The organism is Xanthobacter sp. (assembly GCF_041911315.1).
In the GTDB taxonomy this organism is placed as follows: Bacteria; Pseudomonadota; Alphaproteobacteria; order Rhizobiales; family Xanthobacteraceae; genus Xanthobacter; species Xanthobacter aminoxidans.
Genome location: NZ_JAYRPE010000020.1, coordinates 1 through 24,000 on the forward strand (window position 1 = coordinate 1; position 24,000 = coordinate 24,000).

Below are 24,000 nucleotides of genomic sequence, written 5' to 3' on the forward strand. Positions count from 1 at the left end.
CCGGTGCGGGCGAGGTCGGCGCAGGCGGCGTCCAGCTCCGCCGCGCGGCGGGCGGCGAGGACCACACCGGCCCCCGCCTGCCCCAGCCCCGCGGCGATGGCGAGGCCGATGCCGGAGCTTCCGCCCGTCACCAGCGCGGTGCGGCCGGAAAGGTCGAACAGGGAAGACAGATTGAACATGGCTCAGGCGTCCACCGGCACGCCCATGTCGAAATTGTGCCCGGGGAAGTATTTGGCGAGACGGTAATCCCCGGTGCGCGCATGCGCCTCCATCCCTTCCAGCCGCGAGATGCGGGCCGTGACCTGGGCGATGGTCTTGCAGGCGTCCCGGCTCATCTGCTGCCAGGTGAGCGGCTTCAAAAACTTGTGCACCGACAGCCCGGCCGAATAGCGGGCCGCGAACTTGGTGGGCAGGATGTGGTTGGGGCCGGATGTCTTGTCGCCGAACGCCACCGTGGTCTCCTCGCCGAGGAAGAGCGAGCCGTAATTGGTCAGGGCCTCGCGCCACCAGCCGAGGTCGGCGGCGTGAACCTCCAGATGCTCGGAGGCGTAGCGGTCCGACACCTCCACCAGCTCCTCGCGGGTGTCGCAGACGATCACCTCGCCATAGTCCCGCCAGGCGGCGGCCGCTGCATCGCGCGCGGTGGGCGGCAAATCGGCGATGAGGCCGGGCACGCTGCGCATCACCTCATCCGCCAGCGCGCGGGACGAGGTGAAGAGCCATGCGGGGCTCTCGTGGCCATGCTCGGCCTGGCCCACGAGGTCCACCGCCACCATCAGGGGATCGGCGGTCTCGTCGGCGATCACCGCCACCTCGGAAGGGCCGGCGAACACGTCGATGCCCACCTTGCCGAACAGCATGCGCTTCGCCTCGGCGACGAACTTGTTGCCGGGGCCGACGATGATGTCCGCCGGCTTGCCGGTGAACAGGCCGTAAGCCATGGCGGCGATGGCCTGCACCCCGCCGAGCGTCATCACCACATCCGCCCCGGCCACCATCATGGCATAAAGCACATAAGGGTGGATGCCGCCGCCCCGATAGGGCGTGGAGCAGGCGACCACGGTGCCGACACCCGCCGCCTTCGCCGTGGCGACGGACATGTAGGCGGACGCGATGTGGGCGTAGCGCCCGGTGGGCACGTAGCAGCCGGCGACATTGCACGGCACCAGCTTCTGCCCCGCGGTGAGGCCGGGCAGAAGCTCCACCGAGAAGTCCTTCACGCTCTCGCGCTGGGCGTCGGCGAAGCGGCGCACCTGATCGGCGGCGAAGGCGATGTCGCGGCGCACCTGATCGGGCACCTCGCGGGCGCGGCGCTCCATCTCCTCGCGGGTGACGAGGATGGGGCCGTCCCACTTGTCCAGCTTCAGGGCATACTCGCGGACCGCCTCCTCGCCCCGGCGCTCGATCTCGCCCAGCATGGCGGTGACGACCTCGCGGGCCGTTCCCGTCTCGGTCTCGGGGGTCTTGCTCGCGCGCTTCAGGTATTCGATGGCCATTTCAATGCTCCATGGCGCCGGGGAGGAGACGTCCTGCCGTCCGGGCTCTAGTTGGTCGTGTCGAATTCGGTGGCGAAGGCCTTGAGCTTGGGGTCGGCCGCGACCCTCCGCATGAAGCTGTCGTCCACGTAGGACTTGGCCTCGGGTGCCGCGGGAATGGTGCCGACTTCCGCCATGAAGGCGCCGATCCGGCCGAGCCAGCCGTCGAGGGCGGACGGTCCCTTGGCGCGATCCATGAGGCGGAGCTGTTCGGTGAGCGCGAAGGTCGGCCGCAGGGCGAATTCCTGGTCGATGGCGGAATCCGAGGCCTCGACGCCGCCGATGGCATAGAAGGCCTTGGTCATGGCATGCGCCTCCTTCGGATGCGCCTTGGCCCAGCCCCAGGCCCGCAGGTAGACGGCGGCCACCTTGGCCACGAGGTCCGGGTGCTCCTTGGCGAAAGCGGGACGCACCACCAGCGCGCCGGGCACGATGGCGCCGGCATCCGCACCGGAGCACAGCACCTTGGCGCCGGCCTTTTCCTCCAGCGTGTAGGTGTAGGGTGCCCATACTCCCACCACCTCGGAAGTGTTGGCCATGGCGGCGGAAATGATCTGCGCCTGGCCGAGATTGACGAACTGCATGTCGGAGGATTTCAGCCCCCATTTCGCGAGGCAGTTGCGCGCCGCATAGTCCGCCGTGGAATTGGTGGTGAGCAGCAGCTTCTGGCCCTTCAGGGCGGACGGATCCTTCTGCAGCGCCGCCACCTTGTCGGCGCGTGTCATCAGCGCGTTGGTCTTGGATTCATCGTTGGTGATGCCCACCGTGACGAGCCCGAAGCGCGCCGCGCCCAGCACCGCCGGAACCGAGCCGGTGCCGCCCACGTCCCACGAGCCCGCCTGCGCCGCCGCCACCTGCGGCGCACCCGCCGGGAAGGTGACGAAGGTCGCGTCGAGCCCCACCTCCTTCCACCAGCCCTTCTCGGTGGCGATGTAGAAGGGCAGAGCCCAGTAGAGCGAGGGCTGGTAGGAGATACTGATCTTGGTCAGCCCCTCCGCCCGTGCCGTTGCGGCCGGAGCGACCAGGGTTGCCGATAGGGCGGCGAGCGCCGCCGCGAGGAAGGCGTGCCTGCGCGCGAGGCGTTTGAACGGCGTGTCCTTGACCTTGGTCATGCGTGTCTCTCCCTGGTGCTGCCGGTGGTCCGGCCTGTTCTGGAGCGCGCGCCGGGGCGCCCTGCTCCCTTTTTCGACGCCGTCAGTGCGCGGCGCCGGTCTTTTCCTCGCGGAGCGATCGCCAGATGTGGGTGCGCAGGTGGACGAAGGATTCGAGGTCCATCACGTCCTCGATGCGGCTGTAGCGCTCCCAGCCCTCGGCCTCGCGGATCGACTTCACGTCCACGATCTCCTTCAGGCGGCCGGGGCGGCGGGTCATGATCGCCACCCGGTCGGCGAGATAGACCGCCTCTTCCACGCCGTGGGTGATGAACAGCACCGTGCGCGGATTGCGCCGGGCAAGCCGCACCAGCTCTTCCTGCATCACCACGCGGGTCTGCGCGTCGAGGGCGCCGAAGGGCTCATCCATCAGCAGTACCTGGGGATCGAGCACATAGGCACGGGCGATGGCCACGCGCTGCTGCATGCCGCCCGAGAGCTGGTGCGGATAGGCGCCCTCATAGCCATTGAGGCCGATCAGCTCGACCGCCTCCATGACGCGGATGCGCCGCTCCTCGCGGGGCATGTTCCGGTTGCGCAGGCCCAGCTCGATGTTCTCGACCACCGTCTTCCAGGGGAAGAGAGCAAACTGCTGGAACACCACCGCTCGGTCCGGCCCCGGTTCGCGCACCTCGGCATTGCCCACCAGCACGCGGCCGGAGGTGGGAAATTCGAAGCCCGCGGCGAGCCGCAGGCAGGTGGTCTTGCCGCAGCCGGAGGGGCCGACGATGGCGAGGAATTCCTTGTCGGCGATGGCAAGGTCCACGTCGTCCAGCGCCTTTACCTGGCCGGCGCCGAAACTCTTGCTCACGGCATCGAAGCGGATGGAGCTCATCTTGTCCTCTCAGGCTCGCGCGAGGCGGTTGTGGATGCGCGCCTCGAGGGCACGAAGGGCGATGTCGATGAGGACGCCGACGAGACCTATGGCGGCCATGCCGACCATCACGGTCGAGGTGGCGACGCCGCTCTGGGCCTGCACCATCATGTAGCCGACGCCGGTGGAGGCCACGATCAGCTCGGCGCCCACCAGAGACTGCCAGCCGAGACCGGCGCCGATCCTGAGGCCCGCCACGATGGAGGGGGTGGCGGCCGGCAGCAGCACTTCCAGGATCAGGCGATGGGTCGGCGTGCCCAGCATCTCGGCGGCCTCGATGTAGCGCGGCTCCACCTGGCGGGCGCCGCGATAGGCGTTGAGCAGGCAGGGCGGAAAGGCGCCGGAGAAGATGATGAGGACGGGCCCGCCGAAGCCGGTGCCGAACCACAAGGCTGCGAACGGCACCCACGCGATGGGGGCGATGAAGCGCAGGGCGTCGAACAGGGGCGAGACGATGTCGTCGAGCAGCCGGAACCGCCCCATGAGCAGCCCCAGCGGCACGCCCACCGCCGCCGCCAGAATGTAGCCGGCGGAAAAGCGCTGGAGGCTGGAGGCGAGATGCTGCGGCAGCGTGCCCCCCGCGAACGAGGTGTGGAGCAGCGTCACCAGCCGCTCGGCCACCTCCAGCGGGCCGGGAAGGAAGGCCTTGCCGACGAGGCCGCTCGCCGCGACCAGCGCCCACAGGCCGAAGAAGCCGACGAGACCGGCGAGGCCCAGCGCCATGCGCCGGGCAGGGTCCAGCGCGCCGGTCATGCCGTCTCTCCCTTGATGCGGACCCAGGTCAGGGTGCGGCGCTCGACGAGGCCCAAGAGAGCGGTGGTGAGCGCGCCGAAGATGGCGACGCAGATCATGCCCACGAGAATCATGCCGGGATAAAGGTCCTGCTGGGCGAGGTTGAGCAGGTGGCCGAGCCCGGCGAGGGCGCCCACCAGCTCGGCCGCCACCAGCGTGGTCCAGCTCGCCTGCAGGGACAGGCGCAGGCCGGTGAAGATCATCGGCGCCGCGCCGGGCACCACCACCTCGCGGATGAAGCGTCCGTGCGGCGTGCCGAGCATGCGCGCCGCCTCGATGAGGGGGCGCTCGATGGTGCGCACGCCGGCCTGGGTATTGATGACCGAAGGCACGAAGGCGGCGAAGAAGATGACCATGATCTTGGCCGTGTCCCCGAGCCCGAACCACAGGATGGCAAGCGGGATCCAGGCCAAAGGTGGAATGGGGCGCAGCAGCATGAACACCGGGTTCAGCACTGCCTCGGCCGTGGCGCTCGTGCCCATCAGGAGACCCAGCGGCACCCCCACCGCCACCGACACCACGAAGCCCAGCGCCACCAGCTTCAGCGATTGCAGCACATGCACGACCAGCGTCGCGTCGCCGTAGCCCCGCCCCATGGCCTGGAGGCCAGCGGCCCACGTATCGGCCGGCGTCGGGAAGCGTCCCGGTGAGATCAGCCCGTTGGCGCCGGTGGCCATGAACCACGCGAGCACCAGCAAGCCGAGCGTCGTCACGCCGATGGCGGACCTGCGCCCGAGCGGCATTCGTCTCCTCCCGTCATTGCGTGCTCCATCTGCGGGAGCATCGGCACGCTGCTGGTCCGCCTCGTCGGCAGCTTATGCAAGCGCTTACATGAAAGCTATCATCGAGCGGTCGAGTGTCAAGCAGCGATCGGCCGAGACCTCCACTTTCACTGCTGCGCTGCGGTGGCTGTCTTGCACGCACAGGCTGCAAGCGCATTCATCCCTGTTCATCGCGGCCGCCTGCTGGCATGATGACAACCATGAATCGCAAGGCGCGGGCGACGCTTCAGGATGTGGCTCAGTTGGCCGGGGTCTCCACGGCCACGGTCTCGCGCGCCCTCTCGCGCCCGGACTTGGTGCAGGAGGAAACCCTGGCGCGCGTGAGCGACGCCATCGCGCGGCTGAACTACGTGCCGGGCGGCGCGGCGCGCGCCCTCGCCTCGGGCAAGACGCTGACCATCGGCGCGGTGGTGCCCACCCTCGATCACGCCATCTTCGCCCGCGCCATCCAGGCCATGCAGACCGAGCTTGCGGGCAACGGCTATCAGCTCCTCGTCGCCGCGCACGATTATGCCCCTGCGCAGGAGGCGGCGGCGGTGCGGGCCATGTTGGCGCGCGGCGTCGACGCGCTGATGGTGGTGGGCGCCGACCATCTGGAGGAGACCTGGGCGCTGCTTACCACGGCGTCCGTTCCGGTCGTTCTGTCCTGGTCGTTCGACGCGCGCCTGCCCGCCATCGGCTTCGACAACGAGAAGGCGGGGCGGCTCATCGCCGATCACCTGCTCGACCTCGGCCACCGCCGCTTCGGAATGATCTCCGGCTTCACCCACGCCAACGACCGCGCCCGCTCCCGCGTCGCGGGGGTGCGCGCCGCCCTCGCCGCACGGGGGATAGAGCTGCCCTCGTCCTGCGTGGTAGAGGCGCCCTTCACCCTTGCCGGCGGCCGCGCGGGGCTCGCCGAGCTGATGGCGCGGGCGACACCGCCGACGGCCGTGGTCTGCGGCAACGATCTTCTGGCGGCCGGTGCGTTGTTCGAGGCCCAGGCGAGCGGCATCGCCGTGCCCGGCGCGCTCTCGCTCGTGGGCATCGACAACCTGGAAATCGCCGCCCACCTCGCCCCGCCGCTGACCACGGTGCATCTGCCCACCACCGAGCTGGGACGCACCGTGGCGCGCCATCTGCTGGCCCGCCTCCGCGGCGAAGCGCAGCCGCAGCGGGTGGAACTGCCCATCGAGCTGGTGATCCGCCGTTCGGCCACGGCGCCGGCCACGGCGCCGGCCACAAGTCCGGCTCTCGCCCGGGAACCGTCATAGAGCCAGCCGGCGGTCCGCGCGCCTAACCGGCCGGTTCGGTCTCTCCCGGCGCGCGGGACGAACACGCGGCCCGCAGTGCCGCGCGCAGCCATCGGTGGGCGGGGTCAGCATCGAAGCGGGGATGCCAGGCAAGGGACACGGCGAGCGCATCCGTCTTCACCGGTAGGTCGAAGGTGTGGAGGCCGGCACGCGCCGGCTCCGTCAGCCGCGCCGGCACCGCGGCAACGTGGTCCGAGGTGCGCACGATGGCGAGCGCATCACTGAAATTGGCCACCGCAATGGCCACGAAGCGCTTCAATCCCAGCGCTGCCAGTGCCGCGTCGATGGGGCCCGAGAACCGGCCCCGTCGCGAGACGGAGACATGGGGATAGGCGGCGAACCGCTCCGGCGTCACGTCCCCGGCGAGCGGATGGCCGGGGCGCACCACCCCCACGAAACGATCGTGGAACAGCGCCTGCAAACGGATCTCCGGCCCCATGGCGCCGATGACGCCCACATCGGCGTCGATCCGCCCCTCCCGCAGGGCCTCCACATCCTCCTTGTCCTGATGGGCGAAGCGCAGCCGGACAAGGGGCGCCTCCTGCGCGGCCAATGAGGCCAGTGCCGCGCCGAAGGTGCCGACGAACCCGTCATTGGCGCGGATGACGAAGGTGCGCTCCAGCCTGAGAAGGTCGATCTCGTCGTCGCCGCGCACCAGCGCCTCGGCCTCGGCCACGAGGCCGCGCAGCCGTTCGCGCAGGCCCTCGGCACGCGGGGTCGGCACGAGCCCCCGCCCCGCGCGAACCAGCACCGGATCGCCCAGGAGGTGACGGATGCGCGCCAGCTGTCGGCTCATGGCCGGCGCGGAGAGGTTCAGCCGCTGCGCGGCCCCCACGACACTGCCCTCCGAAAGAAGCGCGTCGAGTGTCACCAGCAGGTTCATGTCGAGCGGCGGCACGTGGCGCGCAACTTGGCGCGTACCTTGGCGCGCCACCTGGCGCAGCGTCGGTTTGGCAGGCAAGGGAGGCGCCTCCGCATCAGTGCATCCGATGCAATTATATAATAGCGACATTGCACTGTATGCAAACAACGCCACCCCCTATCGAAAGACCAGTTCAACGCGCCTGCGCGCTGCTTTCGACAGGACCTCACATGACACGACAAACCTCTTCGCCCACCGCCCAGCCGCACGCCGCGGCCGCGCACCGGCCCATCCGGTCCGGCATGGTGCTGACCGGGCTTTCCCTTGCCATCCTGCTGTCGCAGCTCGGCACCAACATCATCAACGTCGCCCTGCCCACCTTGGTGAAGAGCCTCGGCGTGGACTTCGGGGCCGTCCAATGGGTGGTGGTGAGCTATCTGCTCGTCGTCACCGCCCTCATCGTCGGCGTCGGCCGTTTCGGCGACCAGCTCGGCAAGAAGCGGCTCTATCTGTGGGGGCTCGCCGTCTTCATGGCGGCCTCGGTGCTGTGCGCCCTCTCCACCAACCTGCCGCTGCTAATCGCCGGCCGCGCCGGCCAGGGGCTTGGCGGCGCCATCCTGATGGCGCTCTCCTTCGCCTTCGTCGGCGAGGTGTTCCCGAAGGAGCGCACCGGCTTCGCCATGGGCGTGCTCTCCACCATGGTGTCCTTCGGCATCGCCCTCGGCCCGTCCCTCGGCTCGCTGGCGCTGGCCGCCTTCGGCTGGCAGGCGGTGTTCTGGGTCAACCTGCCGTTCGGGCTTCTGGCCTTCCTTCTGGTCTCGCGCTATCTGCCCAATGCCGTCGATGCGCCGAAGCATCCCGTCCCCGCGGCGCGGTTCGACTGGCTCGGCACCATCCTCCTTGCTTTGACGCTCGGCGCCTATGCGCTGGCCATGACCTTGGCCGGCAAGCAGGGCTTCGATGCCCCGCTCGTGCTGCAGCTCGGGCTCGGCGCGCTCGTCGGCCTCGCCTTGTTCCTCGCGGTGCAGGTGAAGGCGCGGGCGCCGCTGCTGAAGCTCTCCATGTTCGGCAACGCACTGCTCTCCACCAGCATGGTCATGAGCGTGCTGGTCTATGCGGTGATGATGGCGACCCTGGTGCTGGGGCCGTTCTTCCTCTCAAAGGCGCTCGGCCTCGACACCCGCATGGTCGGCCTTGTGATGACGGTCGGTCCCCTCGCCGCAGCCATCATGGGCGTGCCGGCCGGCACCCTTGCCGACCGCATCGGCGCAAGGCTCGCCATGGTCATCGGGCTGGCGCTGTTCACCATCGGGGCGTTCGTGATGTCCTGGGTGTCGCGTGATGGCGGTGTCGCCATCTACATCATCGCCATCCTGTTCATCAGCGTCGGCCTCGCCTTCTTCCAGACGCCGAACAACACCGCCGTCATGACCGATGCGCGCCCCGAACAGCGCGGCCTCGTTTCCGGCCTGCTGGCCCTCGCCCGCAATCTCGGCCTCATCACCGGCGCCTCCCTCATGGGCGCGCTCTTCGCCAGCGTCGCCGGCGATACGGCCACCGCCACCCCGGACCTCGTGACGGAGGCCATGCGCTTCGCCTTCCGCATCGCGGCGTCCATGGCGGCTGCCGCCTTCCTCCTCTCCCTCACCACGCTGCGCCGGCGTCGCGCCTGACCGGGCGGCCAAGGATCATTCCCATGAAACAGCACAACGCACCCCTCGCGGGCGCAGAACGCCCGGTCCCGCCCGAACGCCGACTGAGGATCGCCGAGGTCAGCAAGGTCATCGAGGTGAGCCCGCACATGCGGCGCATCACCCTCGCCTCGGCGGCGCTCATGGATTTTCCCGTCCGCCGCCCCGCGCAATGGGTCAAGGTCTTCGTGCCGACGGCCGACGGCGAAAAGCCGAGCGGACGCGCCTACACCATCCGCCATTTCCGCGAGGCGCTGTGCGAGATGGACATCGATTTCGTTCTGCACGGAGACGGCCCCTGCTCCACCTGGGCGCAGAACGCGGCACTTGGTGACGTGGTCCAGATCGCCGGCCCGCGGGGCGGCTTCCGGCTCGATCCGGACGTCTCGCATCTGCTGATCGGAGGCGACGAGACTGCGCTTCCGGCCATCGCTTCCATCCTCGAATCCCTGCCGGCCGGACTTCCCGTCGATGCCTTCGTGGACATTCCCGACGATGCCGATGCCCAGATCCTCGTCTCGACCGCCGACGTGGAAATCACCTGGCTCCCCCGCAACGGCCGGAGCGCCAGCGCCCGGCTCGCCGAGGCGATGATGGGGGCGGAACTGCCGCCGGATACAGGTGCGGTCTGGTTCGCGGCGGAAGCCTCGATCGTCCGCGCGGTCCGCCGGCACTTCCAGCTCGACCGCGCCTTCCCGCGCGGCAGGCTCGTGATGTCCGGGTACTGGAAGCGGGGAGAAACCGACTTCAGGGACAGCGAAGGGGATCAATGAGGGCACCGCGCGTGCCGGTGCCGAGATCGACAAGACAGATGTTGACCACTTCGGCGGTTCGGTGAAGTTTGAGTCAGGTCGCCGGCGCAAGGGTGGCGGCCTGTATCGGTGCCAGGAGCGACCTGCCACCCTTCGGGCTGGACGGAAAAGCTCGGATAACGCCGGACAAAAGCAGGTCCCGGACCAACCGGGCTGCAAGGGAAGGGAAACGGGGAATGATCACAAGGCGGCAGGCGTTGCGTTCGGTCGGAGGCATGGCCCTCGGGGCCGGGCTCATGGCGGGGTCCCGTTTCGCGGCACTGGCTGCGGAAACGATCACACTTCCCTTTGGCAATGGCGAGCGCCCGCTCGTGGTCTATCCCGGCAAACGCGCCCTGATCGGCCTGACCGCGCGCCCCCCGCAGCTGGAAACCCCGTTCTCCGTGTTCAACGACGGCATCCTGACGCCGAACGACGCCTTCTTCGTGCGCTATCACCTTGCCGACATTCCCCTCGACATCGACCCCACCACCTTCCGCGTGGAGGTCAAGGGCAAGGTCGCGACGCCCCTTTCGCTTTCTCTCGATGATTTGAAGACCAAGTTCGAGCCGGTGGAATTCGTCGCCGTGCATCAATGCTCGGGCAACAGCCGGGGCTTCTTCCAGCCGCGCGTGGGCGGAGGACAGGCGGGCAACGGGCTGATGGGAAATGCCCGCTGGAAGGGCGTGCCGCTGAAGGCCGTGCTGGAAAAGGCGGGCATCGCAAGCGGCGCCGTCGAGGTCGCCTTCAGCGGGCTCGACCGTCCCGCCATGCCGCAGACGCCGGCCTTCGCCAAGGCCCTGAAGCTCGATCATGCGCTCGATGGCGAGGTGATCCTGGCCTACCAGATGAACGGCACCGACCTGCCCTGGCTGAACGGCTTCCCCCTGCGCCTCGTCGTGCCGGGCTATTTCGGCACCTACTGGGTGAAGCACCTCAACCAGATCACCGTGCTCGACAAGCCGCTCGACAATTTCTGGATGGCCACGGCCTATCGCATTCCCGACAACGAATGCGCCTGCGTGCCCCCCGGCGGGAAACCGGAAAAGACCGTGCCGATCGGCCGCTTCGTCGTGCGGTCCTTTCTCACGAACGTCCTCGACGGCGCGAAGGTCGCGGCGGGCAAGCCCCTGCCCTTGCGCGGCATCGCCTTCGATGGCGGCTCGGGCATCGCGCGCGTCGAAGTCTCCGCCGATGGCGGCAAGTCCTTCGCGTCGGCGACGCTGGGCGAGGATCTCGGCAAATACTCGTTCCGCGAATGGCGGACGAGCGTGACCGTGCCGCCGGGAGACCACGCGATCCTGGTGCGGGCCACCAATGTGCTCGGCAAGAGCCAGCCCATGGAGGCGACCTGGAACCCGTCCGGCTATATGCGCAACGTCGTCGAAACCACCCGTATCGTGGCCGCGTGAGGGAGATTCCGATGACCAGCCATCCCAAGACCCTCGCCGCCGCCCTCGTCACCGCCGCCGCCCTGGCCTGTGCCGGCACCTTCGCCGGCTTCGCTGTGGCGCAGCCCATGTCCTATGTGCTTCCGCCGGAAACCGCCGTCTTCAAGCCGGGTCCGGGGGTCGAGGCTGCGGAGAACAATTGTGCCGCGTGCCATTCGGCCGACTATATCCTCACGCAGCCGCCCAAGATGGGACGGCCGTTCTGGGATGCCGAGGTTCACAAGATGATTTCCGTCTACGGCGCCCCGATCGACGAGAAGGACGCCAAGGCCATCGTCGACTATCTGGCGGCGACCTACTAGCAGGCGAAGCCGCAGGCCTCTTCCGCCTGCGGCCGCCTCGCGCCCCGGTGCACTTCTTTGCAGCAGTCGGTGGGCCGCCGGCCCCTTCGGGAGCCCAGGCCATTCATTGGCAATGGCAGATCATGTCAATCGGACGTGTCCGGCAAAGAAGTGCCCGGCACCAACAGGCGTTTCAGGTTTGGCCGACGCAGCCACGCTGATCCCGGCCCCTTCCGTTCAGGCAAACCATCCGGCGAGGCGAGGCCCCCGCCGGATGGCCTCAGGTTTCATCGCGTGCCGGATCAGCCCCCCGACGTCGCCCGGATCCGCATGGGCTTCATCACGAACAGAATGATGAATGCCGCGGCGATCTGGACGCGGGACGTGGCGAAGGCGGCCGTCTACGCCCGCCAGATCGATGCCGGCGCGGTCTTCATCAACGGCATGGTCGCCTCGGACCCGCGCCTGCCGTTCGGCGGCATCAAGCGTTCGGGATACGGCCGGGAACTAGGATCCTACGGCATCCGCGAGTTCACCAACACCAAGACGGTGTGGACCGGCCCCGCCCGCTAGGGCCCGACATCACAGACGTCTACATGCCATCCTGGCGCAGGGCCGCGCGGACCAGCCGCGCGGTCAGCCGGAAATGCTCCATCAGCAGTTCGACGGCCTCGTTCTCGCGCCGGGCGATGGCGGCCTGCGCGATGGCCCGGTGCTCGTCCTGCTCGTTGCGGCCGGCGCGCGGGACGGTCCGCGCCGCATGGCGGTAGCGTTGCGCCGCGACATACAGCTGCGTGCAGAAATCGTTGATCCAGGACGACCCCGACGCCGCCACCAGCGCCGCATGGAAGGCGCCGTGGGCCTGCTCCCATGCGGGATTGCGCTCCGTGGTGTCGTCGGAGAGATAGCGCGGGATGGCCTCCAGCCGCTGGAGCGCCGCGGTCACGCCCTCTTCCCAGGCGAGCCCCCCGCTGCGGATTGAATTGCGCAGCCCGACCTCGTTGGCCCAGCATCGCGCCAGGATCAGCTCGTCGAGGTCCTGCAGGGTGACCGAGTGGACCCGGAACCCGCGCTGGTCGCGATGATCGAGCAGTCCCTCGCTGGCGAGCCGGTTCAGCGCCTCGCGGACCGGGCTGGCACCGATGCCATACTGATCGCAGATGGTACGAATCTTGAGCTTGGCGCCCGGCTTGATCGCCCCATCGATGATATCGCTCCGCAGCCGTCCATAGGCCTCGCTGGCCAGGGTTGCGCTCTTCGTCATCAACAGTGCCGCGCTCCGTTCTTCGCCTGCGAACCTTGGATGATCATAGCCGCTTCGTAAAGCCTGAATGATCGATAATATTGCGATGCACAATTAAAAAATCGATATTTAAGTTGACCGGATCGGAAAATCGATATTTTTTGACGGCAGGAGAACTGCCGATGAAACTGGTCACCTTTGTTCGAAAGCCGTCCGCCGATCAGCACCTGGGTGTGGTGCTCGATGACGCCGTGTTCGACCTCACGGCGACCGGCAAGCCCGAATTCGAGAGCATGCTCTCGCTGATCCGCGCCGGCGCCGCAGATGCCGCGAAGGCTCTGGCCGAGGCCGCCCGGGGGGCGGGTAGCGGCGGGCCTGGTCTCGTGCCGCTGGAAGACGTCACGCTTCTGGCGCCGATCCCGCGCCCGGCCAAGAACATCTTCTGCGTCGGCCGCAACTACATCGATCACGTCACCGAGGGCTACAAGGCGCGCGGGCTGGACCTGAAGCTGCCGGAATTTCCCCAGTTCTTCTCCAAGCCGCCGACGACCGTCATCGCCACCGGCGACACCATCCCGCTGCACGAGGGCATCACCAACCTGCTCGACTACGAGATCGAGCTGGCGATCGTGGTCGGCCGCGACGGCCGCGATATTCCGGCTGCCGACTGGCGCAAGTACGTGTTCGGTTACACGGTGCTCAACGACATCACCGGCCGCGACCTGCAGCGACGCCACGATCAGTGGTTCAAGGGCAAGGGCCTCGATGGCAGTTGCCCCATCGGCCCCTGCATCGTCACCGACGATGCCATCGCCGATCCGCAGAAGCTCGACCTGTGGCTGGAGGTGAACGGCGAGCGCCGTCAGGCCGCCAACACCTCGCAGATGATCTTCGACCTGCCGCGCATCATCGAGGACCTCTCCCGCGGGATGACGCTGGAAGCGGGCGACATCATCGCCACCGGCACGCCCTCCGGTGTCGGCTATGCCATGACGCCGCCCCACCCGCTTCAGCGGGGCGACCTCGTGACCTGCCACATCGAGGGCATCGGCACGCTCCAGAACCGTATCGGCTGAACGAACCGCGACACTTGAAAGGGCGCGCCGCATGACCGCTGCAACCTCCACCCCCGTCGCCTGGCCCCTGGACCGTCCGCTCGCCCTTTCGGTCAGCGTGATGCTCGAAGCCTGGAGCGACGATTCCGCGCCGGGCATCGGCCCCATGGGCAACCCGCTCAAGGCCGGCGTCCTTGACCTGCAGGGCCGCTCCTGGGCGGACTACGGCCCCAAGGTTGGCACCTGGCGCATCCTCGACGCGCTTGCCGCCGCCGACGTGAAGGCGGTGTTCTACGTCAGCGGCATCCTCGCCGAGCGCTACCCGGACCTGATGAAGGCCATCGTCGCGGCCGGGCACGACATCGCTGCCCATGCCTGGGCGCAGAACATCGTGCCGGCCTACCAGACCGAGGCCGAGGAGCGCGCCGACCTCCTGCGCTGCATCTCCACCATCGAGGCGACCTCGGGCCGCCGCCCCGCGGGCTGGATCAGCCCCCGTTGCACCCCCAGCGCCGTCACCTCCGCCTTGCTGGCGGAGCAGGGCTTCGCCTGGCATTCCGACATCTTCGACACGGATGTGCCCTACAAGCTGGAAACGCCGCGGGGCAGCGTCGTCGGCGTCCCGTTCACCATGGAAGTGAACGACATGCCGCTCTACATCCGCTACGGCAACGAGCCGCGCGCCTTCACACAGATCCTGGAGCGCCTGCTCGCGAATTGGCCGGACGCCCCCAAGCGCCCCTGCTGCCTGGACATCACCGTGCACGCGCACGTGTTCGGCCGGCCCTACGGGATCATCGAGCTGATCGAGTCGCTGCGCCTCGCCCGCCGCTACGAGGCGCTGGCGCGTCTGACCACCCACGCCGAACTCGCCGCTCTGTGTGCCTGAGCCACGCCCCTGCGCCGGCACGGTCGGCGTGGGGGATGGCGGGCCAGAGTTTTCGACACGCATCCGAGCAGCAGGAGGCGCGCCATGGCGGCGCCAGGGCCGGTCGTTGCCATCGAGGAGCACTATCTCGATGCGGAGGTGTACGCCATCGCCGGCGGTGCCGGCGGGAGCCTCGCCACCCGCATGCGCGATCTCGGTGCCCAGCGCCTGCGTGAAATGGACGAGGCGGGCGTCGATATCCAGGTGCTCTCCCATGCGCCGCCCGGGCTTCAAAGGGTTCCGGCGGCATCGGCGGCTGACGTTGCCCGGCGCGCCAATGACCGGCTCGCCGAGGTGGTGGCGGCGCACCCGACCCGCTTCGCCGCCTTCGCCTCGCTGCCCACGTCCGTGCCCGACCATGCAGCGGAGGAACTGGAACGCACGGTGCGGGAGCTGGGCTTCAAGGGCGCCATGATCCACGGGACGACGGACGGGCTGTTTCTGGACGACGCCCGCTTCTGGCCGATCCTGGAACGCGCCGAGGCGCTGGATGTGCCGCTCTACATCCATCCGGCCCTGCCGATGGCTGCGGTGCGGCAGGCCTATATGGGGAAATATGCGGAGACCCACCCGACCTTCGTCACGGCCGCGTGGGGCTTCACCATCGAGACTGGCACCCATGCCATGCGCCTCGTTCTGTCGGGGGCGCTGGAGGCGTTTCCCCGTCTCCAGCTCGTTCTCGGGCACCTCGGCGAGGGGATCCCGTTCCTCATGGCCCGCATCGACGAGGCGCTGAGCCGCGACACGCCGACGAAGACCTTCCGCAAGCTGTTCACCGACCACTTCCACGTGACGACGAGCGGCTTCTTCTCCGACCCCGCGCTTGCCTGCTGCATCGCGGAGATGGGCGTGGACCGCATCCTGTTCTCCATCGACTGGCCCTTCGTGGAGAACGCCCCGGGCGTGGACTGGCTGCGGACGTTCGAGCTGGGCGACGCCGACAAGGCGAAGATTTTCGGCGGCAACGCCAAGAGGCTGCTGAAGCTGGCGTGAGACCGGCCGCGGCGAGGACGCGTGCCGGCGATCGGCGCGCTCCCTCATCAAGAACACAGATCAAAGCAATGCCGGGGAGGTGATTGGATGACGAACATCAGTATGGGCAAGGCCGACAGCGCGCATGCGGAGGTGATCCGCGACGTCGCCGCGCGCATCGAGCGCCTGCCGTTCTCGCGCTGGCATCTTAAGGCCCGCATCCTGATCGGTACGGCGACCTTCTTCGATGCGTTCGACGCGCTCACCATCGCCCAGGTGCTGCCGGTGCTGCGGCCGCTGTGGAAGCTCAGCGGGCCGCAGGTCGGCTTTCTCATCTCGACCGGCTATCTCGGCCAGCTTGTCGGCGCGCTCGTGGCCGGCATGTGCGCCGAGCGCTTCGGCCGCCTGCCGACCATGATCGGCGCCATCTGCATCATGTCGGCGATGAGCCTCGCCTGCGCGTTCGCCTCCGACTACGAGACGCTCCTTGTCTTCCGCACCATCCAGGGCCTCGGCCTTGGCGCGCAGGTGCCGATCGCGGCGGTGTACATCAGCGAGATCGCCAAGGCGCACAAGCGCGGACGCTTCTTCATCCTCTACGAATGCGTCTTCACCTTCGGGCTGTTCGCCTCCGGCCTGATCGGCTCCTTCGTGGTGCCGCACCTGGGCTGGCAGGCCATGTTCTTCATCGGCGTCCTGCCGATCATCATCGGCGTGAGCCTCGGCTTCCTGCTGCCGGAATCGCCCCGCTGGCTCGCGAGCCGCAACCGCGTGGCCGATGCGAAGGCCGCCATGGCGCGCATCGAGAGCGAGATCGAGGCCTCCACCGGCCAGAAGCTCGCCCCGCCCACCGAATGGGTCCCCGCGGACCCGCGCAGGTCGTCCTGGCGTGACCTGGTCGGCCCCGACTACATCAAGCGCACGGTGGTGGTGTGGGTGATCTGGTTCTCCACCTTCCTCATCACCTACGGCCTCGGCACCTGGCTGCCGACCCTGTACCGGAGCGTGTTCAACCTGCCGCTCGAAACCGCGCTGCGGTTCGGCACCATCGGCAGCCTGATGCAGCTGGCCGGAGGATTGACGGCGGGCTTCGTCATCGACCGGATCGGCCGGCGCAGACTGTTCATGGTCGCCCTGTTCGGGGCCGCGGCGGCGCTCCTCTCCATCTGGTACGTGGGCCTCACGTCGGTGCCCCAGTTCGTGGTGCTCAGCGGCATCGCCTATTACTTCGCCGGCCTGTCGGTGCTCGGCATCTATCTCTACACGCCGGAGATCTACCCGACCCGCGCCCGGGCCATCGGCACCGCCCTCGGCACCGCCTGGCTGCGGCTGGCCTCCATGGTCGGCCCGCTGATCGTGGGTTTCTTCGTCGCCGACGGCATCGGCATGGTGTTCCTCGTCTTCGCCGCCGCCGCGATCGTCGCCGGCATCGTCGTCTCGGCGCTGGCCATCGAGACCACCAACCGGTCGCTCGAAGACATCTCCCGCTGAAACCGGCGCCGGCCAGCCCGTGATGGGGCTGGCCGGTGCACTGCCGTGTCCGGCGTCCTTCGGGCATGGCCACCGATGAGGAAGACCCGCCATGGGAACAGCACCGCTCGATCTCGTCACCTGCCGCTGGTCCTCGACGAACGCCGAGGACCGCTTTCCCGTGGACAATCCCGCCACCGGCGAGATCTTCGCCGTGGTCCAGGGCGGGGGTGCGGCGGAAGTGGACGCGGCGGTGCGGTCGGCCCACGCAGCCTTTCTCGGCTGGCGACGCGTCCCTGCGCGCGAGCGCGGGCTTGCCCTTCTCCAGGCCAGCCGCAAGCTCTCCGAACATGCCGACGAACTTTCCGAGCTGCTCTGCCGCGAGAACGGCAAGCCGGTCCGTGACGCCAAGGCCTTCGACGTCTCCGCCCTGATCCACGCCTTCGCCTATTTCGGCAGCCTCGCCGACAAGATGAGCGGCGAGACGCTGGACATGGGCAACGTCTATTCGGTCACGGTGCGCGAACCCTATGGCGTCGTGGCCGGCATCATTCCCTTCAACTGGCCGCCCATCCACACCGGCGCGAAGATCGCGCCGGCGCTGGCAGCCGGAAACACCATCGTGCTGAAGCCGGGCGAGCAGGCGCCGCTCACCATCATGCGCATCGTCGAGATCATCAACACGGTGCTGCCGCCCGATCTCGTCCATGTGGTGCCCGGCCCCGGCACCACCGGCCGGGCGCTCACCGCGCATCCTTTGATCCGCAAGATCTCCTTCACGGGGGCGCCCTCCACCGGCACGGCGGTGCTGAAGGCGGCGGCGGAGCGGCACGTTCCGGTGCTGCTGGAACTCGGGGGCAAGAACCCCTTCATCGTGTTCGAGGATGCCGATCTCGACCGCGCCGTGCGCGATGCGGTCGATGCGGCCTTCTTCAACAAGGGCGAGGCCTGCACCGCGGGCTCGCGCATCCTCGTCCACGCCGACATCCACGATGCCTTCGCCGCGCGGCTCGCCGCCTTCGTCCGCCGGCTCCGGCTGGGCGAGGGAACGGACCCGAAGGTCCATGTGGGTCCGCTCATCTCGAAACCCCAGCAGCAGAAGGTCCTGGACTATATCCGGATCGGCCTTGAGGAAGGCGCCACCATCCTCGCCCAGGCCCCGCTGCCGCAGGAAGAGCGGCTGCGGAACGGCTATTTCGTCCAGCCCACCGTCTTCACCGGCGTCGCGCCGCACATGCGCATCGCGCAGGAGGAGATTTTCGGTCCCGTCACCGCGCTGATGAGTTTCCGCACCGAGGAGGAGGCCATCGCCATCGCCAACTCCACCGACTTCGCGCTGGTGGCCGGTATTTATTCACGCGATCAGGCCCGGGCTAACCGGGTGGCCCGGGGGGTGGAGGCGGGAATCGTCTTCATCAACAATTACAACCGCGGCGGCAACGGCACCCCCTTCGGCGGCACCAAGTCGAGCGGCTACGGGCGCGAGCGGGCGGCCATGACGCTGAACGAATTCACCTATGTGAAGGCCCTGCGCATCCCCACCGGCTTCGGCGACGTGCCCCAATGGAGCGCGCTCGACGATATCGCCGAGAAGATCTGAACGGCGTTCCCCGGGCTTTTGTCGGTGATCCTGACTGAACGAGTGGCTGAAGTCGTCATCCCTCCGACCCGTGCCCGACCTCTCTGTGTCATGGCGGGTGTCAGATTTGGACGAGGCTGGACCGCCCCTAGGTTCCCGGACGCCTTCTTCCCCAAGTTCGAGGCAAGGAGACCCCGATGGGCAAAGCGAACTTCACCGAGGACTTCAAGCGCACTGCGCTCTACAGTTCAGACACAGAGAGATAGCGCTCGCCGGCTACGGCGAAAACCGTTTCAAATGAGGAACCTGAAACGGTGAAACCGCTGTAAGTTGTGATTTTAATGGTGGGCGCACTAGGGCTCGAACCTAGGACCCGCTGATTAAGAGTCAGCTGCTCTACCAACTGAGCTATGCGCCCGTCCAGGGTGGCCCCCGAAGGAGGCGTTCGTGTAGCAAATGAGTTCCGGGCTGGCAAGGGCCTCGGTCGGCGCGGCGGGGAAGATTTCCACAGGTCCTTTCCGCCGCCGCGTCGTCGCTTGGAGATTTACTCCTTGAACGCCTCCTCGCGGCCCTTCTGCACGGAGGGCAGCAGCACCACCACCAGAGCGGCCACAGCGAGCAGCAGCAGCACGGCCGAGATGGGGCGGGTGACGAACACGGTGGGGTCGCCGCGCGAGATCAGCATGGCCCGGCGCAGGTACTCTTCCAGCATGGGGCCGATGACGAAGCCGAGCAGCAGCGGGGCGGGCTCGCAATCGAGCTTCACCAGCGCGTAGCCGAGCAGGCCGAACAGGGCCATGGTGTACACGTCGAACGTGTTGTTGTTCACGCTGTACACGCCGATGCAGCAGAAGGCGATGATGGCCGGGAACATCACGTGGTAGGGCACGGTGAGCAGGCGCACCCACATGCCGATGAGCGGCAGGTTGAGCAGCACCAGCATGAAGTTGCCCACCCACATGGAGGCGATGACGCCCCAGAACAGGTCGGGCTTCTCCGTCACCACGTTCGGGCCGGGCGTGATGCCCTGGATGATGAGGGCGCCAATCATCAGTGCCATCACCGGGTTGGAGGGGATGCCCAGCGTCAGCATGGGGATGAAGGAGGTCTGCGCGCCGGCGTTGTTGGCGCTCTCCGGCCCCGCCACGCCCTCGATGGCGCCACGCCCGAACTCGCGCGGGTACTTCGAGATCTTCTTCTCGATGGAATAGGAGGCGAAGGAGGACAGCATGGCGCCGCCGCCCGGCAGGATGCCGAGGAAGGAGCCGATCACCGTGCCACGCAGGACGGGCGCGATGATGCGCTTGAACTCCTCCTTCGTGAGCATCAGGCTCTTCACCTTGGCCGCCACCAGCGAGCGCTGGTGTTCGTCCTCCAGGTTGCGGATGATCTCGCTGATGCCGAACATGCCCATGGCCAGCGCCACGAAGTCGAAGCCGTCGGAGAGTTCCTGCATGTCGAAGGTGAAGCGCGGCGTGCCGGTGTAGATGTCCTGGCCGGAGAGGCCGAGGATCAGCCCCAGCACGATCATGGCGATGGCCTTGACCACCGAGCCCGAGGCCAGCGTCACCGAGGCGATGAGGCCGAGCACCATCAGCGAGAAATATTCCGGCGGCCCGAACTGCAGCGCGAGGTTGGCGAGCGGCGGCGCGAACAGGGCGAGCAGCAGGGTCGCCACCGAGCCGGCGAAGAAGGAGCCCAGCGCCGCGGTGGCGAGCGCCGCGCCCGCCCGGCCCTTGCGGGCCATCTGGTGGCCGTCGATGGCGGTGACCACGGACGAGGATTCGCCCGGCAGGTTGATGAGGATGGCGGTGGTGGAGCCGCCATACTGCGCGCCGTAATAGATGCCGGCGAGCATGATGAGGGCGGAGACCGGCGGCAGGCCGAAGGTGAGCGGCAGCAGCATGGCGATGGTCGCCACCGGGCCGAGGCCGGGCAAAACGCCGATCAGCGTGCCGAGCAGCGCGCCGACGAAGCAGTAGAAGACGTTCTGCAGCGACAGCGCGACGGAGAAGCCGAGGGCAAGGTTGTCGAGAAGGTCCACGGGCGCCTCCTCAGTATCCGCCGAGCCACGGGCCGAGCAGCGGCAGCGGCAGGCCGAGCCCCTTGATGAAGACGGCCCAGGCGAACACCACCATCACGGCGGTGTTCAGCAGCGCCGTCCGGAAGGTGAACAGGCGCGAGGCCAGCGCCGAGACGAACACCGAGATGCCGAGGGCGGGCAGGAAGCCGAGGGGCCGCACGCCGAAGCCGAAGAACACCACCGCGCCGGTGATGATGAGCACCGCCCGCCAGGCGATGCCGCTCGGCATCTCGCCGGGGAAGCGCAGGCCGTTGATGAGAATGACGAGCCCGAGCAGGCCGAGCAGACCCGAGAGCACCAGCGGGAAATAACCCGGCCCCATGCGCACCGCCGTGCCCATGGGCAGGTCCTGGGTCTGCCAGCCGAACAAGAGCCCGAGGGCGATGAAGAGGAGGCCCGAGAGGACGTCCTTCGGATTGCGGATGATGTTCATGTCCCCCCTCGGTGCCGGCGCGTTTTGGTTGCGCTCTGACAGATGGCCTGCTGTGGGAAGGCCCGCGCGGCAGGCGCCGGCCGCGCGGGATGCGTTCCTGAAGGCTCGCCGGCGCGGTCGTGAACCCCGCCGATATCAGTTGGGGCGTCGGGCCGGCATGCTGCGGCCACGACGCTGGATGCCGCGGTGGGTGGTCAGTCGGCGTAGACGCCGGCGCCCTGGATCACCGGCTTCCACTTGGCGATCTCGGCGATGACGAAATCCTTGTGGAAGGCCGGGCTGCGGCGGTCCTTCGGCTCCGGCTCGGTGCCGAGGTCGGCAAAGCGGGCGATCACCTTGGGATCGTTGAGGGCGACGTCGAGGGCGGCGTTCAGCTTGTCGACGATGGCCTTGGGCGTGCCCTTGGGGGCATAGATGCCGTGCCACACCGCCACTTCGAAGTCCTTGAGGCCGCTCTCCTGCATGGTGGGCAGGTCGGGCAGCGACTTCACGTGGCCCTTGGTGGTGACGGCATAGGCCTTCACCTTGCCGCCCTTGATCTGGCCGGTGGTGTTGGTGGTCTGGTCGCACATGAGGTCGATCTGGCCGCCGACAAGGTCGTTCATGGCCGGGCCCGTGCCCTGATAGGGGACGGTGGTCATCTGGGTGCCGATCGACGACATGAACAGCATGCCGCACAGGTGCGAGGCGGAGCCGACGCCGGCATTGCCGTAGGTCACCTTGTCCTTGTTCGCCTTCACATAGTCCACGGCCTCGGCCATGGTCTTGGGCGCGAAGCCGGGCTTGGCGATCATGGTCATGGGCACGGCGGTGACGAGGCCCACCGCCTCGAAGTCGGTCGCGGGATTGTAGGGCAGCTTGCGGTAGAGCGTCGCCGCGGTCGCCTGGCCGATATGGTGGAGCAGGATGGTGTAGCCGTCGGGCGCGGCCTTCGCCACCTGGCCCGCGCCGCGGGTGCCGCCGGCGCCGCCCACGTTCTCTACGACCACCTGCTGGCCCAGCGTCTTCGACATGGATTCGGCGACGAGACGCGCCACCGTGTCGGTCGGGCCACCGGCCGCGAAGGGAACCACCATGGTGATCGGCCGCGTAGGATAGTCCTGCGCCGTCGCCGTCGCAGACAATCCGATCGCCGCGGCGAGCGCGAGGGCGGCCGAGAGCATTCGCATGGGCATTCTCCTCCTTGAGGGATCCTTTGGCGTCCCCTTCTGAACCCTTTTGAAGGTCGCGGCGGCCGCTGCGTCAAGCCCGAACTTCCGTAGGGTTGTCGGCAGCATGGCACCTCACCTGGGCCCGCCTCGCCACCTTCTGGCCGCACCACGGCCACGCTGGGTTAGCCAAGCATCTGGCAAAGAACGATTTTTCCAGGCGATTTCCGCGAGGAACAAGCGCGGGCCGGGCCGGTTGTCTTGAGACGACTCTTGAAAGGAGACGCCATGAGAATCTCGCGCTCGCCCCTCACCCGAGCCCTGCTCTCCACGGCGGCGCTCGCGCTCGCGGTTCCCGCCGTCGCTTCGCTCGCCGTTGCGACGCCGGCAACCGCGCAGCAGGCGCAGAAACGGAGCCAGGGCCAGCCGCAGCAGGCCGGCCGTGAGCGGGTGGACATCAACATTTTCTACGAGCCGCTGGCCGAGCACGGGAGCTGGGTGCGCCATCCCGACTACGATTACGTCTTCGTGCCCTCCGGGCTCGACGCGTCTTGGCGGCCCTATCAGGAGGGGCGATGGCTTTGGACGGACGACTACGGCTGGTACTGGGATTCGGCCGAGCCCTTCGCCTGGGCCACCTACCATTACGGCCGCTGGGGCTATGAGCCCGCCTATGGCTGGTTCTGGGTGCCCGGCGACACCTGGGCGCCGGCCTGGGTGACGTGGCGCAGCGGCGGCGGCAAGACCGGCTGGGCGCCCATCGCCCCGGATTCCCGCGGCTATGCCTATGGCGCGCCGCGGGTGATGGACCCGCCGGTGGCGGAAAGCTGGGTGTTCGTCGAGAACCGCTACCTCGCCGAGCCGGAGCTGGCGCTGCATGTGGCGCCCATCGCGCAGATCGCCGTGTGGCTGTCGCGGGACAATCCGCGCATCTACCAGCCGGTCTATCGCGACGGGGTGGTGACGACCCGCTTCGTCGACCGTCGCGACTATGCGAGCGTGATCGAAGGCGGCGTCCCCTCCCGCCGGGTTGTGTTCGTGGACAACTACCGGGACGAGTTCGTCGATCGCGGCGGCTATGTGGGCATCTATGGCCCGCGCGTCGCCCGGGCCAACCGCGTTCCCCCGCCGCCGCGCTTCGAGCGCGAGCTGCCGCAGGACCGGCGCATCCTGGTGCGCAACTATGTGGGTGAGCGGGTGCCGGGGCTGGCCGCGCCTTCGGCCGCGCTGCTCTCGGTCATCGACGACAGCCAGCGGCGCCAGCTGCGCGAGCAGCGCTGGTCGGGCAACAACCGTGCCTATGAACGGGAGATCGACCAGTTGCGCGAGCGCCAGCGCGATCGCATCCAGAAGACCGTGGAGGAGGCCAACCGCAACGCGACCGAGATTCAGGAGAAGCGCCTGGAAGCCATCAAGGCGCGGAACGAGAAGCTGCAGCAACGCGTGGAGCAGCGCCAGGAGCGGGCGCAGCAGGTGATCGACAAGATCCGGCAGGAGCGGCCGAACACCCTGCCCGCCCGCGCCACCGACGACAGCCGGCCGGGCGCCCCCGGCGCTCGCCCCGGCACGCCGAACATGCCGCCGCCC

The 24,000-nt window shown here is 68.2% G+C and carries 22 protein-coding genes, 1 tRNA gene and 1 pseudogene; 12 read left to right on the forward strand and 12 right to left on the reverse strand.

The features are described 5' to 3' along the window. The 6 genes from ACE3QW_RS07080 to ACE3QW_RS07105 form a co-directional block, all read right to left on the reverse strand. On the reverse strand, window positions 1–179 hold a 179-nt coding region (locus tag ACE3QW_RS07080; RefSeq protein ID WP_374250983.1), incomplete at its 3' end, for an SDR family NAD(P)-dependent oxidoreductase. A gap of 3 nt (window positions 180–182) precedes the next feature. Beyond that, window positions 183–1,496 carry a histidinol dehydrogenase gene (hisD, locus tag ACE3QW_RS07085; RefSeq protein WP_029555399.1) on the reverse strand — a complete coding sequence of 438 codons (1,314 nt, stop codon included), beginning with the start codon at window positions 1,494–1,496 and terminating at the stop codon, window positions 183–185. A 47-nt stretch (window positions 1,497–1,543) separates the two neighbouring features. Continuing rightward, complete coding sequence (locus ACE3QW_RS07090; protein ID WP_374250969.1) at window positions 1,544–2,647, reverse strand: ABC transporter substrate-binding protein; 1,104 nt, start codon at window positions 2,645–2,647, stop codon at window positions 1,544–1,546. An 82-nt stretch (window positions 2,648–2,729) separates the two neighbouring features. Continuing rightward, complete coding sequence (locus ACE3QW_RS07095; protein ID WP_029555401.1) at window positions 2,730–3,521, reverse strand: ABC transporter ATP-binding protein; 792 nt, start codon at window positions 3,519–3,521, stop codon at window positions 2,730–2,732. Window positions 3,522–3,530: 9 nt separating this feature from the next. Beyond that, window positions 3,531–4,313, reverse strand: a complete 783-nt coding sequence (locus tag ACE3QW_RS07100; protein ID WP_374250970.1) for an ABC transporter permease — start codon at window positions 4,311–4,313, stop codon at window positions 3,531–3,533. After that, window positions 4,310–5,095, reverse strand: coding sequence for an ABC transporter permease (locus tag ACE3QW_RS07105; protein WP_029555403.1), 786 nt, complete (start codon window positions 5,093–5,095; stop codon window positions 4,310–4,312). The genes ACE3QW_RS07100 and ACE3QW_RS07105 overlap by 4 nt, the downstream gene beginning before the upstream one ends. Window positions 5,096–5,334: 239 nt before the next feature. On the opposite strand from ACE3QW_RS07105, the gene ACE3QW_RS07110 reads away from it, so the two are divergent. Beyond that, entirely contained in the window at window positions 5,335–6,387 is a 1,053-nt protein-coding gene (locus tag ACE3QW_RS07110; RefSeq protein ID WP_374250971.1) for a LacI family DNA-binding transcriptional regulator, read from the forward strand. Between the two features lie 22 nt (window positions 6,388–6,409). Here the strand turns inward: ACE3QW_RS07110 and ACE3QW_RS07115 are convergent, their stop codons facing one another. Then, complete coding sequence (locus ACE3QW_RS07115; RefSeq protein WP_374250984.1) at window positions 6,410–7,309, reverse strand: LysR family transcriptional regulator; 900 nt, start codon at window positions 7,307–7,309, stop codon at window positions 6,410–6,412. 209 nt (window positions 7,310–7,518) lie between these two features. Between ACE3QW_RS07115 and ACE3QW_RS07120 the strand changes: the two genes are divergently transcribed. The 5 genes and pseudogenes from ACE3QW_RS07120 to ACE3QW_RS07140 form a co-directional block, all read left to right on the forward strand. Then, window positions 7,519–8,961 carry an MFS transporter gene (locus tag ACE3QW_RS07120; RefSeq protein WP_374250972.1) on the forward strand — a complete coding sequence of 481 codons (1,443 nt, stop codon included), beginning with the start codon at window positions 7,519–7,521 and terminating at the stop codon, window positions 8,959–8,961. Between the two features lie 23 nt (window positions 8,962–8,984). Further along, window positions 8,985–9,752 (forward strand): siderophore-interacting protein, encoded by a 768-nt coding sequence (locus ACE3QW_RS07125; protein WP_374250973.1) that lies wholly within the window; start codon window positions 8,985–8,987, stop codon window positions 9,750–9,752. A 215-nt stretch (window positions 9,753–9,967) separates the two neighbouring features. After that, on the forward strand, window positions 9,968–11,182 hold the full coding sequence (locus ACE3QW_RS07130; protein ID WP_374250974.1) for a molybdopterin-dependent oxidoreductase: 1,215 nt from the start codon (window positions 9,968–9,970) through the stop codon (window positions 11,180–11,182). A gap of 11 nt (window positions 11,183–11,193) precedes the next feature. Continuing rightward, complete coding sequence (locus ACE3QW_RS07135; protein ID WP_374250975.1) at window positions 11,194–11,523, forward strand: cytochrome c; 330 nt, start codon at window positions 11,194–11,196, stop codon at window positions 11,521–11,523. Window positions 11,524–11,865: 342 nt separating this feature from the next. Then, a pseudogene (locus ACE3QW_RS07140) lies at window positions 11,866–12,075 on the forward strand (aldehyde dehydrogenase family protein); the annotation flags it as partial. A gap of 19 nt (window positions 12,076–12,094) precedes the next feature. Here ACE3QW_RS07140 and ACE3QW_RS07145 read toward each other — a convergent pair. After that, window positions 12,095–12,766, reverse strand: coding sequence for a GntR family transcriptional regulator (locus ACE3QW_RS07145; RefSeq protein WP_051678766.1), 672 nt, complete (start codon window positions 12,764–12,766; stop codon window positions 12,095–12,097). Between the two features lie 161 nt (window positions 12,767–12,927). On the opposite strand from ACE3QW_RS07145, the gene ACE3QW_RS07150 reads away from it, so the two are divergent. From ACE3QW_RS07150 to ACE3QW_RS07170, 5 genes are all read left to right on the forward strand, one after another. After that, a complete protein-coding gene (locus ACE3QW_RS07150) occupies window positions 12,928–13,821 on the forward strand; it encodes a fumarylacetoacetate hydrolase family protein (protein WP_374250976.1) in 894 nt (297 codons plus the stop codon). Between the two features lie 31 nt (window positions 13,822–13,852). Further along, window positions 13,853–14,689: a polysaccharide deacetylase family protein gene (locus tag ACE3QW_RS07155; RefSeq protein WP_374250977.1), complete on the forward strand. Its 837-nt coding sequence runs from the start codon at window positions 13,853–13,855 to the stop codon at window positions 14,687–14,689. Window positions 14,690–14,773: 84 nt separating this feature from the next. Beyond that, window positions 14,774–15,721, forward strand: coding sequence for an amidohydrolase family protein (locus ACE3QW_RS07160; protein WP_374250978.1), 948 nt, complete (start codon window positions 14,774–14,776; stop codon window positions 15,719–15,721). An 87-nt stretch (window positions 15,722–15,808) separates the two neighbouring features. After that, complete coding sequence (locus ACE3QW_RS07165; protein ID WP_374250979.1) at window positions 15,809–17,191, forward strand: MFS transporter; 1,383 nt, start codon at window positions 15,809–15,811, stop codon at window positions 17,189–17,191. 91 nt (window positions 17,192–17,282) lie between these two features. Continuing rightward, window positions 17,283–18,770 (forward strand): aldehyde dehydrogenase, encoded by a 1,488-nt coding sequence (locus ACE3QW_RS07170; RefSeq protein ID WP_374250980.1) that lies wholly within the window; start codon window positions 17,283–17,285, stop codon window positions 18,768–18,770. A gap of 321 nt (window positions 18,771–19,091) precedes the next feature. Here the strand turns inward: ACE3QW_RS07170 and ACE3QW_RS07175 are convergent. The 4 genes from ACE3QW_RS07175 to ACE3QW_RS07190 form a co-directional block, all read right to left on the reverse strand. Beyond that, window positions 19,092–19,167: transfer RNA gene (locus ACE3QW_RS07175), tRNA-Lys, on the reverse strand. 126 nt (window positions 19,168–19,293) lie between these two features. Then, complete coding sequence (locus ACE3QW_RS07180; protein ID WP_029555416.1) at window positions 19,294–20,793, reverse strand: tripartite tricarboxylate transporter permease; 1,500 nt, start codon at window positions 20,791–20,793, stop codon at window positions 19,294–19,296. A gap of 10 nt (window positions 20,794–20,803) precedes the next feature. Continuing rightward, window positions 20,804–21,265 carry a tripartite tricarboxylate transporter TctB family protein gene (locus ACE3QW_RS07185; RefSeq protein WP_374250981.1) on the reverse strand — a complete coding sequence of 154 codons (462 nt, stop codon included), beginning with the start codon at window positions 21,263–21,265 and terminating at the stop codon, window positions 20,804–20,806. A 194-nt stretch (window positions 21,266–21,459) separates the two neighbouring features. Next, on the reverse strand, window positions 21,460–22,434 hold the full coding sequence (locus ACE3QW_RS07190) for a tripartite tricarboxylate transporter substrate binding protein BugD (protein ID WP_024280513.1): 975 nt from the start codon (window positions 22,432–22,434) through the stop codon (window positions 21,460–21,462). A gap of 267 nt (window positions 22,435–22,701) precedes the next feature. Between ACE3QW_RS07190 and ACE3QW_RS07195 the strand changes: the two genes are divergently transcribed. After that, a partial coding sequence (locus tag ACE3QW_RS07195; RefSeq protein WP_374250982.1) for a DUF6600 domain-containing protein occupies window positions 22,702–24,000 on the forward strand: 1,299 nt, incomplete at its 3' end.

What these genes read in the sequence shown, in the direction of transcription:
- ACE3QW_RS07185 (WP_374250981.1), bottom strand. Translation starts at nt 21,265, where the DNA reads ATGAACATCATCCGCAATCCGAAGGACGTCCTCTCGGGCCTCCTCTTC.
- ACE3QW_RS07150 (WP_374250976.1), top strand. Translation starts at nt 12,928, where the DNA reads ATGAAACTGGTCACCTTTGTTCGAAAGCCGTCCGCCGATCAGCACCTG.
- ACE3QW_RS07115 (WP_374250984.1), bottom strand. Translation starts at nt 7,309, where the DNA reads ATGAACCTGCTGGTGACACTCGACGCGCTTCTTTCGGAGGGCAGTGTC.
- ACE3QW_RS07190 (WP_024280513.1), bottom strand. Translation starts at nt 22,434, where the DNA reads ATGCGAATGCTCTCGGCCGCCCTCGCGCTCGCCGCGGCGATCGGATTG.
- ACE3QW_RS07145 (WP_051678766.1), bottom strand. Translation starts at nt 12,766, where the DNA reads ATGACGAAGAGCGCAACCCTGGCCAGCGAGGCCTATGGACGGCTGCGG.
- ACE3QW_RS07120 (WP_374250972.1), top strand. Translation starts at nt 7,519, where the DNA reads ATGACACGACAAACCTCTTCGCCCACCGCCCAGCCGCACGCCGCGGCC.
- ACE3QW_RS07095 (WP_029555401.1), bottom strand. Translation starts at nt 3,521, where the DNA reads ATGAGCTCCATCCGCTTCGATGCCGTGAGCAAGAGTTTCGGCGCCGGC.
- ACE3QW_RS07165 (WP_374250979.1), top strand. Translation starts at nt 15,809, where the DNA reads ATGACGAACATCAGTATGGGCAAGGCCGACAGCGCGCATGCGGAGGTG.
- ACE3QW_RS07160 (WP_374250978.1), top strand. Translation starts at nt 14,774, where the DNA reads ATGGCGGCGCCAGGGCCGGTCGTTGCCATCGAGGAGCACTATCTCGAT.
- ACE3QW_RS07125 (WP_374250973.1), top strand. Translation starts at nt 8,985, where the DNA reads ATGAAACAGCACAACGCACCCCTCGCGGGCGCAGAACGCCCGGTCCCG.
- hisD (WP_029555399.1), bottom strand. Translation starts at nt 1,496, where the DNA reads ATGGCCATCGAATACCTGAAGCGCGCGAGCAAGACCCCCGAGACCGAG.
- ACE3QW_RS07135 (WP_374250975.1), top strand. Translation starts at nt 11,194, where the DNA reads ATGACCAGCCATCCCAAGACCCTCGCCGCCGCCCTCGTCACCGCCGCC.
- ACE3QW_RS07110 (WP_374250971.1), top strand. Translation starts at nt 5,335, where the DNA reads ATGAATCGCAAGGCGCGGGCGACGCTTCAGGATGTGGCTCAGTTGGCC.
- ACE3QW_RS07100 (WP_374250970.1), bottom strand. Translation starts at nt 4,313, where the DNA reads ATGACCGGCGCGCTGGACCCTGCCCGGCGCATGGCGCTGGGCCTCGCC.
- ACE3QW_RS07155 (WP_374250977.1), top strand. Translation starts at nt 13,853, where the DNA reads ATGACCGCTGCAACCTCCACCCCCGTCGCCTGGCCCCTGGACCGTCCG.
- ACE3QW_RS07130 (WP_374250974.1), top strand. Translation starts at nt 9,968, where the DNA reads ATGATCACAAGGCGGCAGGCGTTGCGTTCGGTCGGAGGCATGGCCCTC.
- ACE3QW_RS07105 (WP_029555403.1), bottom strand. Translation starts at nt 5,095, where the DNA reads ATGCCGCTCGGGCGCAGGTCCGCCATCGGCGTGACGACGCTCGGCTTG.
- ACE3QW_RS07090 (WP_374250969.1), bottom strand. Translation starts at nt 2,647, where the DNA reads ATGACCAAGGTCAAGGACACGCCGTTCAAACGCCTCGCGCGCAGGCAC.
- ACE3QW_RS07170 (WP_374250980.1), top strand. Translation starts at nt 17,283, where the DNA reads ATGGGAACAGCACCGCTCGATCTCGTCACCTGCCGCTGGTCCTCGACG.